General features: G+C 35.2%; 17 protein-coding genes. 2 read left to right on the top strand and 15 right to left on the bottom strand.

Annotated features, from left to right (window positions below):
• Positions 1-2 precede the first annotated feature (2 nt).
• The 5 genes from H3R25_RS00175 to H3R25_RS00155 form a co-directional block, all read right to left on the bottom strand.
• The gene (locus H3R25_RS00175; RefSeq protein WP_198193712.1) at positions 3-923 is read right to left on the bottom strand and encodes a nucleoside hydrolase; all 921 of its coding nucleotides are present in this window, start codon (positions 921-923) and stop codon (positions 3-5) included.
• 63 nt (positions 924-986) lie between these two features.
• Complete coding sequence (rpiA, locus tag H3R25_RS00170; protein WP_198194376.1) at positions 987-1682, bottom strand: ribose-5-phosphate isomerase RpiA; 696 nt, start codon at positions 1680-1682, stop codon at positions 987-989.
• A 125-nt stretch (positions 1683-1807) separates the two neighbouring features.
• A complete protein-coding gene (locus H3R25_RS00165; RefSeq protein ID WP_046306275.1) occupies positions 1808-2278 on the bottom strand; it encodes a DNA starvation/stationary phase protection protein in 471 nt (156 codons plus the stop codon).
• Between the two features lie 105 nt (positions 2279-2383).
• The gene (locus tag H3R25_RS00160; protein ID WP_232354519.1) at positions 2384-2968 is read right to left on the bottom strand and encodes a hypothetical protein; all 585 of its coding nucleotides are present in this window, start codon (positions 2966-2968) and stop codon (positions 2384-2386) included.
• 109 nt (positions 2969-3077) lie between these two features.
• The gene (locus tag H3R25_RS00155; RefSeq protein ID WP_198193709.1) at positions 3078-3695 is read right to left on the bottom strand and encodes a nitroreductase family protein; all 618 of its coding nucleotides are present in this window, start codon (positions 3693-3695) and stop codon (positions 3078-3080) included.
• 98 nt (positions 3696-3793) lie between these two features.
• Here H3R25_RS00155 and H3R25_RS00150 point away from each other — a divergent pair, with 98 nt between their 5' ends.
• Positions 3794-4108 carry a helix-turn-helix domain-containing protein gene (locus H3R25_RS00150; protein WP_074425686.1) on the top strand — a complete coding sequence of 105 codons (315 nt, stop codon included), beginning with the start codon at positions 3794-3796 and terminating at the stop codon, positions 4106-4108.
• 86 nt (positions 4109-4194) lie between these two features.
• Here H3R25_RS00150 and celB read toward each other — a convergent pair whose 3' ends face one another.
• Positions 4195-5556, bottom strand: coding sequence for a PTS cellobiose transporter subunit IIC (gene celB, locus H3R25_RS00145; protein ID WP_187157617.1), 1362 nt, complete (start codon positions 5554-5556; stop codon positions 4195-4197).
• Positions 5557-5641: 85 nt separating this feature from the next.
• Entirely contained in the window at positions 5642-6142 is a 501-nt protein-coding gene (locus H3R25_RS00140) for a PTS cellobiose transporter subunit IIA (protein WP_198193707.1), read from the bottom strand.
• 152 nt (positions 6143-6294) lie between these two features.
• Between H3R25_RS00140 and H3R25_RS00135 the strand changes: the two genes are divergently transcribed.
• On the top strand, positions 6295-7740 hold the full coding sequence (locus tag H3R25_RS00135; protein ID WP_198193705.1) for a 6-phospho-beta-glucosidase: 1446 nt from the start codon (positions 6295-6297) through the stop codon (positions 7738-7740).
• 180 nt (positions 7741-7920) lie between these two features.
• On the opposite strand, the gene H3R25_RS00130 is transcribed toward H3R25_RS00135, so the two are convergent.
• The 8 genes from H3R25_RS00130 to H3R25_RS00095 all read right to left on the bottom strand — a co-directional run bounded on the left by H3R25_RS00130 (position 7921) and on the right by H3R25_RS00095 (position 12793).
• Positions 7921-8280, bottom strand: a complete 360-nt coding sequence (locus H3R25_RS00130) for a PTS lactose/cellobiose transporter subunit IIA (RefSeq protein ID WP_046306262.1) — start codon at positions 8278-8280, stop codon at positions 7921-7923.
• A 14-nt stretch (positions 8281-8294) separates the two neighbouring features.
• A complete protein-coding gene (locus tag H3R25_RS00125) occupies positions 8295-8630 on the bottom strand; it encodes a PTS sugar transporter subunit IIB (RefSeq protein WP_046306261.1) in 336 nt (111 codons plus the stop codon).
• A 127-nt stretch (positions 8631-8757) separates the two neighbouring features.
• Entirely contained in the window at positions 8758-8994 is a 237-nt protein-coding gene (locus H3R25_RS00120) for a hypothetical protein (RefSeq protein WP_046306260.1), read from the bottom strand.
• Between the two features lie 227 nt (positions 8995-9221).
• The gene (locus tag H3R25_RS00115; protein WP_198193704.1) at positions 9222-10226 is read right to left on the bottom strand and encodes an SIS domain-containing protein; all 1005 of its coding nucleotides are present in this window, start codon (positions 10224-10226) and stop codon (positions 9222-9224) included.
• Positions 10227-10247: 21 nt separating this feature from the next.
• Positions 10248-11084 carry a PTS system mannose/fructose/sorbose family transporter subunit IID gene (locus H3R25_RS00110; RefSeq protein ID WP_122034449.1) on the bottom strand — a complete coding sequence of 279 codons (837 nt, stop codon included), beginning with the start codon at positions 11082-11084 and terminating at the stop codon, positions 10248-10250.
• A complete protein-coding gene (locus H3R25_RS00105) occupies positions 11074-11859 on the bottom strand; it encodes a PTS sugar transporter subunit IIC (RefSeq protein WP_198188939.1) in 786 nt (261 codons plus the stop codon). The genes H3R25_RS00110 and H3R25_RS00105 overlap by 11 nt, the downstream gene beginning before the upstream one ends.
• A gap of 13 nt (positions 11860-11872) precedes the next feature.
• Positions 11873-12346 carry a PTS sugar transporter subunit IIB gene (locus H3R25_RS00100; protein ID WP_046306256.1) on the bottom strand — a complete coding sequence of 158 codons (474 nt, stop codon included), beginning with the start codon at positions 12344-12346 and terminating at the stop codon, positions 11873-11875.
• Positions 12347-12367: 21 nt separating this feature from the next.
• Complete coding sequence (locus tag H3R25_RS00095; RefSeq protein ID WP_198193702.1) at positions 12368-12793, bottom strand: PTS sugar transporter subunit IIA; 426 nt, start codon at positions 12791-12793, stop codon at positions 12368-12370.
• Positions 12794-12898: the final 105 nt, after the last annotated feature.

Raw genomic sequence — 12898 nt, 5'->3', positions numbered from 1 at the left:
AATTACTTTGCCTTTTTAATTGCACTAATAAACCAGTCTTCAAAAGCTTGACGATCAACTTTCACACCGACTTCTGCATTAGCAGGCTGATGATAAAAATCGTCAAAATCAATTAGTGAAGCTCCATAAGAGTACATGCTTTTGGTGTCAACTGCAACATATGCAGACTGAAAGGTGTACATTTCTGGCTTGATTAACATTCCAGCTGCAAGGGCATCGTATATTTCACGCCCATCACCTTCTGTTTCATCATGCAGATCAGTCAAGATTTGATATAACATTTCCCCTGTCTGATTCAACGTTTTAATTTGCTTTAGCGTATCAGGTGTAATAAAAGCTTGATGCCCTAGTTCTAGTGGCGCAAGCAAAATTTTCAATCCACTAGAAAAAACAATCTGTGCTGCTTCAGGATCACCAGCAACATTGTACTCACTATAAGGACTCCAATTGCCGCGGCCGATTGCACCACCCATTATTACCAGCTGCTCAATATTAGCTAAATCCTCTGGGTATTGTCTGAGATACAAGGCAAAATCAGTTGCTGGTCCAATTTGCATTAAAGTTACTTTTTCACTGCTATTTGCGACTACTTCATGAATGGCATCTGCTGCAATTCCAGCTTTTAATAGCGACATATCCGGTTCAGGAAATTCATAGCCACCTAAGCCGCTTTTACCATGAACATCTGAAGCATCAATTTGTTGTCTCAGAAGTGGACATGAAGCGCCTGAAACTACAGGCACATTCGTATTCAAAAAAGCCTCTAATTTCAATGTATTAGTCAATGTTTTTTTAAGTGGCACATTGCCCCAAGTTGCGGCAATTAGCTTAACATCAAGCATATCTGAAAACAGAGCAATTATAATTGCTGCAACATCGTCAATACCAGGATCAGTACTGATAATTAATGGTTTTTTAGTCATTAAAATCCTCTTCTTTAAAGCGAACGCAATTTATCATGCATAATATGCAGAATTTCACTACATTTACTGCTTCTTTCGATCTTCAATTTGGCCGTTTGAATGCGCAATAATCACTTCATCACACACCTCAAGGAAAAGCCCGTTTTCAACTACACCAACAACTTTATCTAGGTAATCCGCTAAACCGTATGGGTCTGGAATTGGATCAATATTCAAATCAATGATGTAGTTACCATAATGAGTAACAAAGCGCTTTTCGCCATTCATACGCCATTGTGGCTTCAAGCCATCTTCTTTAAACAAACGGAAATTCTGCTCGCAAGAAATTGGCAAAACTTCGACAGGTAATGGAAAATCACCCAATTGATCAACGAGTTTTGATTCATCCACAATCCACATATTTCTTTCCGAATTAACCGCAACATTTTTTTCTAGTGTCAGTGCACCACCGCCACCCTTAATTCCATCGAAATCACTTGCAAATCGGTCAGCTCCATCAATTGTTAAGTCAAGATGGTCAACTTCAGCCAATTCACTAACTTTAAAACCACAGCTCTCCAATTGTTTCTTGCTTCTACTTGAAGTTGTCACTACTGTGGCTATGTTTAGACCTTCTTGGTCCTTACGTTTTCCAAGCTCTTCAATCAAAAAGGCAACAGTCGAACCTGTTCCAACGCCTAATTTCATTCCATTTTCTACTAAACTAGCTGCCTTTTCGGCTGCTTTTTGCTTTAATTTGTCCTGTTCCTGCTTATCCATTGTTTTTTGCTTTCTTTTCATCAACTATTTGTCATTGAGTAAGTTAATTTCATTATAGCAAAAATAATTTTAAAAGAAGACAACAAAAAAGGCAGTTAACAAAAACTGCCTTTTAAAACTGGTTTTTATTCTGGATCAATTTCAGGTGCCTTATTTATTTCTCCTGACATCATCCAAATCCGTTTTTCAACATCAGCAAGGAAACCTGTTAATAAATCATTTGTCGCATAGTCGCCTTCTTCATCACTAACCTTTATTCCCTCACGATAAAGATTTTCAAGGTAGTGGTAGCCATCGATGATTTTAGCGTAGCGCTCATCAATTGTTTCATCCCAGTTTCCTTTTTCATCCTTGATATTTGTTTTTGCTGCGATCTCACTCAAAGTAGATACTGGCGAACCGTCTAATGTAATTAAACGTTCAGAAACTTCATCCAGTTGATCAGCTAATTCATCCATTACCTTATCTAAATATGGGTGCAATTTCAAAAAACGGTTGCCACGCATATACCAATGATGTTGATGAACAATCATGTGTAATTGTGTCAAATCAGCAACTAATTGATTTAAAACTTCTTTAGTCTTTGGATATTTCATATAAAAGTGCCTCCCAAATCTAATAAATTTGTTACACCTTTATTATATCGAGTGCACCTTGTTAATACTAAAATATTGATTGTAAATCGTGCTAAAGCAAAAATATTAAGCTAATTGCCTGCCATAGATGCTCTTTTGAATCAAATCCAGTGCTGCCTTAGTCTTAGCAGTACAAGTTTGCTTGTCATAAACCTTATCACGAGCAGATGAAATATATTCCTTTTGCCCTCCATCAAGTTCCAATTCAATTCCATAAGGGTTTTTAATAACAGAAACTTTTGTCAGGAATGGTAAAGAAATAATTGGATCAAACAAAGCAACAGAAGGTAGCTTTTCTACACCACTTTCACCAAAAGTTTTTGCATCTTCAACTTCATCCATGTTTAAGCTCTTCATTGGGGTATTAGGTCCTAAAAAAATCATCTCAAACTTTTTCAGCCGAGTACTAAAGTCATAGTATTTAATTTGGTTAGCAGAAATTTCATAATAACTGTAATCATATTGAAGTGCTGTTGGGTAATAAATGCCTGAAACAAATAGAAAAACTGCCACCGAAACGCATAAAGACCAAATAACTGCATTAACGCCAATTGTCTGGAAAAGAATTAATGCAAATGGAAATACAAAAAGGGCCCAAAAAATTGAGAAAAACAATGGCCAGTAATTCATCTTTTTACCTAAAGTGATCATATAAATCGCTCCCTTCTATTAATTTACCAGTATTCTAGTCCCTTTTAATAGAAAGTTAAAGCAGTATAGCAACTTTTTTAAAATAATCCCGATATGTTCTTCAAGGCAATTAAATTATAAACCTAGTAAACTCAGCAACAGGTTTGCGAACTTTTGGCCTTCCAGGCTCATTTGCTTTCCCAAATGGAATAATTAATATTGGCAACCAATCTTCAGGAATAGATAAAATCTCCTTAATTCCAGCAAAATTTACACCTCTCATTGGGGCGCCATCATAGCCATATGCACGAATGGCGGATAATAAGTTCATTGAGAATAAGCCACAATCTAATTTAAGCGCTTCTGGACCTTTGTCGATTGGGGACATTTCATAAAATTTCGTCATTTTTCCTTTGAATTTTTCTATTTCTTCAGGAGATAAATGCTCATTACGCGCTTTATAATCTGCTAAATGATCCACATCATATTCAAGTGGATCCCCAAAAACGATAAATATTGCTGCTGCATCTTCAATCTGACTTTGATTAAAAGATAGGGGTACCAATTGTTTTTGTACTTCCTTGTTCATAACTGTAACAACCTTCCAAGGCTGTGTGTTATTTCCTGACGGCGCTTTTGCCGCCAAAGACAGTATTTCTTCTATTTCCTGCTTTGAAATACGATGACTAGTATCAAATTTTCTAATTGATTTTCTCTCAGCTAAAAAATCAATAAAATCTTTTTTCATAGTTTATTCTCCCTATATTCTTTGATATAGTAACTTTAAACTACAGTAAAAAATAAACAAGTACTAATCTTTTTGTTACTGTAAATGGAGGAATATTAATGAATCAAGTTTCACAGACCAGTTGTGGCATTTCCAAAGTAATGAGTCAGTTAGGTGGAAAATGGAAATTTTTGATAATCTGGCGAATTCACCAGAATGAAGGAATTAGATTTAATCAATTACAACGAGATACTAACGGAATCACTAATGTAATGCTCAATAGATGCCTAAAAGAACTTACCCAAGACGGTTTCGTATTAAGAAAAGACTTTCATTCCGTACCACCACATGTGGAATATTACCTTACCAAACAAGGAAAGAGTTTCATTAAGATAATGGAGACTATGAATGATTGGGGTGAAAATAATCTTTAATAGACTTTGGACTTTTTGATATATCTTTACACACAAAAAACACTCTATTTCATTAAATAGAGTGTTTTTATTAGTTAATATTAATTTTATTCAGCGGTAGCAGTAGCTCCTTCTTTTTCTTGTTTTAGTAAGACATTATCATAATGTTTAATGAATGGGTACCAAACAAGGAAAGCAACTATCGCACAGACAATTGAAAGGACTCCACCTTGCCAACTAGTTGTTGCAATAAAGCCCCCCAGACCAACAGGCGTTGGCCATGGTTGCTGAACTCTAATTACTGGAACTAAGTGCGACGTAATAGCAAGGTAGGCCACAATTCCTGAAGCAAGCGGAGCACAGATAAATGGAATCATCAAATCGATATTGTAAACAATTGGCAAACCAAATATTAGTGGCTCATTGATGTTGAAGATAGCAGGTACAATTTCAACTTTACCAAGTTCTTTCAATTGAGAAGATCTAGCTCTAAGAACTAACCAAATTGCAACACCAAGCATTGCTCCGGAACCACCAATAGTGATAAATGAGTTAGTTGGGTCTCCTGCAAAGAAGTGTTGTCCACCTCTTTGAGCATTGTCAGCCATATTAGCTAAAACGATTGGAGTCGTAAATGAGCCAATAATAGTTGCACCATGGATTCCAAACCACCATAAGAAGTGGATTAAGAAGACAATAATCAAGAAGCCCCACCATGTGTCTGCAATATTACTAATGAATGAAAATGGAATAAATAGCAAGTTAAACATGTCGGTGCCAGCCATGACTAAAGCACCATTAAGTACAGCAACTACAATAGCAACGCAAAACGCTGGAATCAAAGCACTAAATGAGTTTGCGACTCCTGCTGGAACTGAATCCGGCATCTTAATTTGCCAGTTATGTTTAACTGTATAACGGTAAATTTGAACCGTTAGCCAAGCTATTACCAAACCAACAAAGATACCAACAGCACCTATTCTGTATATACCTGCTGTTGAAGCTTGATAACCACCAACTACCATCTTAGTCTTGGTGATAGATTGCAAAAATTGCATTCTTCCATCTTTCCAGACTAACTGAGCAACGGTGATGAAAAAGCCCATTAAGAACATCATTAATCCGTTCATTGGAACTAAATTGATTTGCTCTTCATCACGATAAATTTTTGTATATGAAAATGCAAACGTTCCTGAGAAAACTAATGCAATAATCCCCATTGTCGCATTATAAACAGACTGAAATAAGTCAGTAAAACGCCCAATTGTATTAGCATAAAAGCTAATAAAACCATTAACACGAATAACTTGTGGTAATACTGTCAAGATTAAGAAAAATGCACCAACAATTGAAAACGAGATAACGCTGTATCCTGCATCCATGATTGCTCGAACAAATCTTGTAGCAGCAAATTTACCGGCAACTTCAGCAAACCGATCCTTCAACGGTTTTTTTGTCGTTTCTGCCATAATAATATAACTCCCCTCTATTTCTTAGTTTGTATCCTAACTAAGTTAATATCATTGTAAGCCTTTTCATGAATAAAATAAATACCTATTTTGCTTTTTTGTATGTTTCAATAAGTTTTTTATACTTATCCTTACCTATTATAATATTGTGGATTCTTCTTTCGCAAATGTAGGCAAGAATTATCTCAACAAATAAAAAAGCGAGCATCAGATACAGTGAATCTGCGTTGGTAACAAACGGAAAAAGTTGTTTTCTCATTGGGATAAATAAACATATTGCTAAAATCAAATTTAAACCAATTTGTGTCCAAAAATAGTAACGTGTCACTGGAACGTCTGGTTTGCGATTATGCATCTTGGTTAACTGCTCAATTCCAGCTGCAGCCGAAAAAAGCGTTACTAGCCCTGATAACACAATACCAATCCATGTCCGATACTGAATTAGGATTAAAAACCAAAATAAATTCACGAATAAGAATATAACTACACTATACCGTAGCATTAAATACCGACTAAAATAGAGATATTTAATGCTATCTGCGTGCCTCTTTTGCTCAACCGTTTTTGGTTGTGAATTATCTGACATTATTTTCTCCTTAACTATGCAATATATTATGTATTATTATACCGCCAAAAAATAAAATTGATTTCCCTTATAATAACTTGATTGGATTATCTTATTTGTTTAAAATAGATTTGTTAAGCGCTATCAGTAAAAATATTAAAAAGGAGATTCAAATGTACTCAGCAAAAATGCCAGATGGCTTTTTATGGGGCGGCGCTGTTGCTGCTCATCAATTAGAAGGTGCTTGGAATGTTGACGGCAAAGGTATGTCAGTTGCCGACGTCATGACTGTTGGTTCAGCCACTAAGCCTCGTGAAATTACAGATGGAGTAATTCCAGGTAAAAACTATCCTAACCACAGTGCTATTGATTTTTATCACCACTACGAAGAAGATATTAAGCTAATGGCTGAAATGGGCTTCAAAGCTTTCAGAACATCAATTGCTTGGACAAGAATTTTTCCAAATGGTGACGATGAAAAGCCAAATGAAGCAGGATTGAAGTTCTATGATGATTTATTTGCTACCTGCCATCACTATGGCATCGAGCCAGTTATCACCCTTTCTCACTTTGAAATCCCATACAACTTAGTAAAGAAATATCATGGCTTTACTAACCGTAAGTTGATTGATTACTTTGTACGCTTTGCAACAGTTTGTTTTAACCGCTACAAAGACAGCGTTAAATACTGGATGACTTTTAACGAAATTGATAATCAAGCAGCTTATAATGAAGACTTCTTAATGGCTACTAACTCAGGACTTATTCTTGATGGCATGACTGATCAAGAAAAAGAAGCAGCAATGTACCAAGCAGCTCATTATGAATTGGTTGCTTCAGCCTTAGCTGTCAAAATCGGACATAAGATTAATCCTGATTTCCAAATTGGCTGTATGATTAATTACTCACCAGTTCGTCCACTAACTCCTTCATCAGATGATGTATTATTAGCTGACAAGTTTGAGCAAAGACGTGACTGGTTCTCAGATGTTCATGTTTTCGGTGAATATCCAAAAGAAGTTGAAGCATACATTACTCGTAATGGTTACCGTCCAGACATCACTGATGAAGATCGTGTTGTTTTAAAAGAAGGTACAGTTGATTACGTTGGCTTCAGCTACTACCAGACAACTACTGTATCGGCCGAAAAGGTTAAACCTGATAAATTAAACGATTTATCAAAAGCAATCGCTAAGAATCCAACTTTGGAACGTAGTGACTGGGGCTGGGAAATTGACCCAGAGGGACTTAGAATTGCATTAAACCACTTAACTGATCGTTACCACATCCCACTATTCATTGTTGAAAATGGCTTGGGTGCATATGATAAAGTTGAAGAAGATGGCTCAATTCATGATGATTACCGTGTTGATTACATGAGAAAGCATATTTCCGAAATGGAAAAAGCCGTTGAAATTGACGGTGTTGACCTGATGGGTTATCTTCCATGGGGACCAATTGACCTAGTTTCTGCAGGAACTGGACAAATGGACAAGCGTTACGGCTTTATCTATGTTGACAAAAATGATGCTGGTGAAGGAACATTGAAGCGTTCACGCAAAGATTCCTTTAACTGGTATAAAAAAGTTATTAGTTCAAATGGTGAAGATTTAGACTAGTAAATTTAAAAATCAATCAAAAAGCGAAGCTCTTACTAACTTCGCTTTTTTGTATTTTAGGAAATAGGGAAAAATATTTTTTAGAACTCGATTACTGTTTAATTAAAATAAAAACCAGATAACCTTATTTAAAGGTTATCTGGTTTTTAGAAGATATAAAAGTTTTACTCTTTAGTTATCTTATTTTTTCAAAGTACCGTTTTCATACAATTTTTCGTACAAGTCAACCATTTCACCGGCTAAATCTCTGAAAGTAATTGCATTCATTAAATGGTCTTGTGAGTGAACTACTAACAAGGTGACTTTAGTATGGCCTCCCTGAGCTTCCTTGGTAAGCATACCAGTTTGAGAATTGTGAGCTTCATTTAATGACTCATCTGATTCCTTTAATTTTGCTCTAGCACCTTCAATGTCACCAGTTTTAGCCAAACGAATTGCTTCAAAAGCTAAACTCTTTGCATTACCACCATTGGCAATTAAACCCATTGCTGATTCTAAAGTAGCTTGTTCTTCTTGTTCAGGTGTCATATTTTCTGCCATCGTATTCCTCCGTTTTAACCGTTAATTAAATCTTCTGCTTGTTGTAAAACTTTTACGCCATCCATCATACCATAAGCGCGCATATCAATTACGGCAAAAGGAATATCTTTTCCATCTTTACCTTGACCCTGTACTTTGTTCTTGAAGTCACTTTCCATGTAACGAATTTGTGGCCCAAGTAAAATACAATCTGGATGATCCTGCTCAATATGTTGAGTAGCTTCTGAAGCTGGGCAAGCAAAAATATTTGCATCAATTCCTTGATCTTTAGCAGCTTGTTGCATCTTGGTTACTAGCAATGATGTACTCATTCCTGCACTACAATTCAGCATAATAGTTTGTTCTGCCATAATAATTTTTTCCTCCTAAAATGTATCCGTAATTTAATTACATTATAACACTTTTAGGTTAGCGCTTACTATCAAAAAGATAATATTTAATCCTATTTTCGTCTTTAATAAAAAATTGGTTTACTACTTAAAAAGTAGTTACAACAACGAAAATTCCCACAACTAATAAAATCAGCCCGAAGAATAACGAAAAGGCCATCGAAGCTGGGGCGAAGCCATTGCTAGTCCCATTTTTAATTACACCCTTGCTATATCTTAAGCTGAAAAGCAATTCAACTACACCTAAGATAATTAAAACAATTCCAACTAAGCGACCAGTAACATTGCCCTTTAATAAGGTTGCCAAACTAGAAGTTAAAAGCATGATTCTGTCCTCCTCAATTAAGTAAGTATCTTTATCTTTAGTAAAAGATTAGTAATTGAAAGTTATTAGACTTGCACTGTCTTTTTCTAAGGAGTGGTACTACATCTATTTATACTTTTATGATAGCACTTCCAGCAAATAATGGCTCATTTTTAGCAAAAAAAAGCCATATCTCGGTCAAGTACCGAAATATGGCTTTTGAATCATTTTTTTAATAAGATTATGGTTTAATACTCAAGCAAACGGTAGTAGCGTCTTGTTTTAGCAGATCTTCCCGTTTTAATTGAATACATGTTGAAAAGCGTATCAAAGTAATGGTTTAAAGCATAAGCTTCAATGAACACCTGTAAGTCACTATCAAATTTATCTAGTTTAAAAACCTTCATATCAATGATCAAAGGATTTTTAGCAAATTGTTTAACAAAGTTTACTACACGCATGTCTTCTTGGCGATTCGAATTACTGTTAACAACAACACTAACACTTTGATTATTATCAATAATTTCAAAAGGTCCATGGAAAAACTCACCAGAGTTAATTGCTTGTGCTTTAATGTGCTGAATTTCTTCCATTAAGTAATTTGCAAAGCAGCAAACTTCTCCCCAAACATTTCCTGAACCAACCCACATTTGCATCTGATCAATATCAGTATTATTGACGTGATCTAAGGCAGCAGGAACAAGTGCTTCTATCCCTTCGGCTACATTTTGTGCCATTTCTTTAAGCTGCTGTTTTTGGCTTTCATTTGTTCTATTATCTGTCTCTTGTGCAAAGTGAATTAAAAACCAACCTAATTCAATTAAATTTGCATCCGTATCAAACGATTTAATACGCTCATCAATAAGACCTTCTTTTTCTAAGGTACTGTTTTCGTCTCCGATAAAACTAATAATCGTTGACTTAGGAAAATCTTTTCTGATTTTTCCAATTGCTTCAACCAATTCTGTCGTTTCACCGGTTTTTGTACCAGCTAAAATTAAACTATCATTGGTTATATCATCATGATATAGGTCACATAATTCTTCAGGTGTAGTGACAACAAAAGGAATAGACAATTTTTTAAACATTAACGGACGTAAGTTAACAAACTTGGTATATGAACCTCCACATCCAGTAAAGAAAATATTTTTGATATCTTTTTTTCTTAATTTTGCTAGAACTTCATCAACGTGATCAAGTTCCTTCACGGCAGAATTATAATTAGTTAAAAACTCATTTTTATCGAAATACATTTATTTTTTCCTTTCAATCCATTAAGGCTTTAAGAAACCACAGAATGTGCCCAAAATACTAATAGCTAAGATTGCTAGCAAGATCCACATCATTTTGACATGCTTTTTCTTTAGTAACCAAGCAATGAAAAAGGTGATTGCTAAAGGCATTAAATCGGGCATTATTGAATTAAGCAATGACTGAATTGTTTCGGGATTTTTACCACCACTAAGTTGAACTGGGATATTAATAACAACCATTGAAGCCACCATAGCACCAATGACCGTATTTCCCAAAATATTAATGGCATACGTAATTGAGTTCATCAAGCCAGATGCCATCTTATCTACAAACGTTGTTCCTAACTTGTAACCCCACATTGTGCCATAATATCTAACTAATAAATTTGGAATGTTATAAATTAGAATGAACAAGATTGGTCCCAAAATGCTTCCTTTTTGAGCAAGAGAAACACCGATACCACTCGCAATAATTCTTAGACTACCCCAGAAAATTGAATCACCAATCCCTGAAAGAGGGCCCATTAATCCAGTTTTCATTGTGTTAATTGAACTAGGATCAAATTCTGGATCATTGGCATTTTTTTCTTCCATTGAGGCCAATACACCAGCAATAAATGGTGATGTGGCTGAAGTACAGTTAAAAAATTCAAGATGCCGCTTAATTGCCTGTTTTCTATCTTCTTTTTTGTCGTAAAGCTTATTAATAATTCCCGTCATAGTATAGGCAAAACCCATACTCATCATTCGTTCATAATTAAATGATGCTTCCATTGGCATGCTACGCCAAAAAATTCCTTTTAAGTCTTTTTTGGTGAGTTTCTTTTCCTGAGTATTCTCTTTAATATTAGAAGTCATCTTCTTGCACCTCCGTAGCGCTATTTGAGTTTCCACCATTACTGTTATGAATTTCTTCAGTAATCAGATACATGATGCCCGCAAAGATAGCTCCAATAATTGATGCTGCAATCATGTCTAGCTTCAAATATGCCGCACAAACAAATCCAATAAAGAAAAATGGTGCAACTTTTTTCGAGAAAGTCATGTTAATTAACATTGCAAAACCAACGGCTGGCAAAATTTGCGTAGCAACAGTTATACCGTCAATCAAAAACTTCGGAATCAATTTAACGAATGCACCAACTAAGTTGCTACCAAGAGCAAACGAAATAGTCGTTACTAGTGCCATCATAATGACTCTCGTGAATGATGCCCAAATATGCATATTTCCTGCTTTAGTCACTTCACCTTGGTCCGCATAATCATCTGCTTTATGTGCCATTGCAGGGAAGATAACAACATAAAGCAAATTTTTAATTAATAACCCTAGGGTTGCAATTGGTAAAACCAATGTAAGAGCCACACTGACTCCATAACCATTTTTTAATGCTAAAGCTGTTGCCAAAATTCCTCCGATTATTTCATCAGGAGGGACGGTAGCTCCAACACCCATTAAACCTAGAAAGGCTAATTCAAGTGTTGCTCCAATAATTAATCCTTGTTGGACGTTTCCAAAAATCAAGCCAATAAATAAACAAGTAACAATTGGTCGTCCAATAAAAGATGAACCAAGAAAATCTTGCATATTAGCAATTAAGGAAACAAGAAAGATACCAATAATTTGTAAAACCATTTTTTTCTTCCTCCTAATTAATCAGTGAAGAAAATTCTGTATCAGGATCGCCTGGCGCCTGTTTTACAAGAACCTTTACTCCATCATTTTCAAGTTCAGTAAGTTGTTCAATGTCCTTCTTTGTTACATAAACTGACTTTGCAATGTTAGTTGAACCCTCTTTTTCACTCGATAATCCTAAGTCAATTAATTTTATTTCAGGAACAAGTTTAGCTAAACGGTACGCGTCATTGATGGTTTCAACCACGATAAAAACACGATATTTATCAGTTACGCCACTTGCGATTGCTTTAGCAGAATCCTCTATTGTTTTAAATATCAACTTAGCATTCTCTGGTTTAGCCAATTGAAATGTCTTTTTACGAAAACTATCTCCTGCAACCTCATCATTTGCAATTAAAACTGCATTAGCCGATAGGTTATTGGTCCATGCGAAAGCAACCTGTCCGTGTAATAACCGATAATCAATCCTCGTCATCGCAATCATAATTTATAATCCCCTTTCAAATTAAAAATCTTCTTCTTCATTTTGATCTTTTAATTCAACTAGCTGTAATCCTTCTCTACCTGTTTCAACTAAAGAAGCCAACTTAGCTTTAATTTCTTCCAAATCGTCATCTGGATAAGCAATTGAATAATTAAGCAGTTCTAATACAAAAGGCAAATTCATACCAGAAACAAGAAACCAATTTGGTTTTTCAGCAACAAATTTGGTAAGCTCATTATTAACAGAACCACCCACAACATCAGTAACAAAAACAATTTTTTGATTTGAAATCTCATCAGTTGTTTCTTTCAATTGGTCGCAAAAGTTAACACTATCATCTAAATATGCAGTTATGTAGTGCAGGTTTTTTGACTTTCCCATAATAAGTGAAGCAGTATCATACATTCCATGAGCTAAAGTGGAATGGCTTGCTAATACTATTTCCATGCGACTTTCCTCCCTTCTTTTCTTCATAACTTTAATTTAGTACTTAATATTATTTTAGGCAATAGAAAAAGGAACCGCTTTCTAAAGTAGTTCCTTTTTTGCAAC

It is taken from the genome of Lactobacillus sp. M0390, assembly GCF_016102085.1.
Taxonomy (GTDB): Bacteria; Bacillota; Bacilli; order Lactobacillales; family Lactobacillaceae; genus Lactobacillus; species Lactobacillus apis.
The sequence above is the reverse complement of the archived record's forward strand: the minus strand, read 5'-3'. Positions and strand labels throughout refer to the sequence as shown.

Excerpts from the sequence above, each read along its gene's own strand:
- H3R25_RS00130 (WP_046306262.1), bottom strand. The coding sequence starts at position 8,280 with ATGGCAGAAAATATGACACCTGAACAAGAAGAACAAGCTACTTTAGAA.
- H3R25_RS00105 (WP_198188939.1), bottom strand. The coding sequence starts at position 11,859 with ATGGTTTTACAAATTATTGGTATCTTTCTTGTTTCCTTAATTGCTAAT.
- H3R25_RS00135 (WP_198193705.1), top strand. The coding sequence starts at position 6,295 with ATGTACTCAGCAAAAATGCCAGATGGCTTTTTATGGGGCGGCGCTGTT.
- H3R25_RS00120 (WP_046306260.1), bottom strand. The coding sequence starts at position 8,994 with ATGCTTTTAACTTCTAGTTTGGCAACCTTATTAAAGGGCAATGTTACT.
- H3R25_RS00110 (WP_122034449.1), bottom strand. The coding sequence starts at position 11,084 with ATGACTTCTAATATTAAAGAGAATACTCAGGAAAAGAAACTCACCAAA.
- H3R25_RS00175 (WP_198193712.1), bottom strand. The coding sequence starts at position 923 with ATGACTAAAAAACCATTAATTATCAGTACTGATCCTGGTATTGACGAT.
- H3R25_RS00165 (WP_046306275.1), bottom strand. The coding sequence starts at position 2,278 with ATGAAATATCCAAAGACTAAAGAAGTTTTAAATCAATTAGTTGCTGAT.
- celB (WP_187157617.1), bottom strand. The coding sequence starts at position 5,556 with ATGGCAGAAACGACAAAAAAACCGTTGAAGGATCGGTTTGCTGAAGTT.
- H3R25_RS00100 (WP_046306256.1), bottom strand. The coding sequence starts at position 12,346 with ATGATTGCGATGACGAGGATTGATTATCGGTTATTACACGGACAGGTT.
- H3R25_RS00150 (WP_074425686.1), top strand. The coding sequence starts at position 3,794 with ATGAATCAAGTTTCACAGACCAGTTGTGGCATTTCCAAAGTAATGAGT.
- H3R25_RS00115 (WP_198193704.1), bottom strand. The coding sequence starts at position 10,226 with ATGTATTTCGATAAAAATGAGTTTTTAACTAATTATAATTCTGCCGTG.
- H3R25_RS00160 (WP_232354519.1), bottom strand. The coding sequence starts at position 2,968 with ATGATCACTTTAGGTAAAAAGATGAATTACTGGCCATTGTTTTTCTCA.
- H3R25_RS00155 (WP_198193709.1), bottom strand. The coding sequence starts at position 3,695 with ATGAAAAAAGATTTTATTGATTTTTTAGCTGAGAGAAAATCAATTAGA.
- H3R25_RS00125 (WP_046306261.1), bottom strand. The coding sequence starts at position 8,630 with ATGGCAGAACAAACTATTATGCTGAATTGTAGTGCAGGAATGAGTACA.
- H3R25_RS00140 (WP_198193707.1), bottom strand. The coding sequence starts at position 6,142 with ATGTCAGATAATTCACAACCAAAAACGGTTGAGCAAAAGAGGCACGCA.
- rpiA (WP_198194376.1), bottom strand. The coding sequence starts at position 1,682 with ATGGATAAGCAGGAACAGGACAAATTAAAGCAAAAAGCAGCCGAAAAG.
- H3R25_RS00095 (WP_198193702.1), bottom strand. The coding sequence starts at position 12,793 with ATGGAAATAGTATTAGCAAGCCATTCCACTTTAGCTCATGGAATGTAT.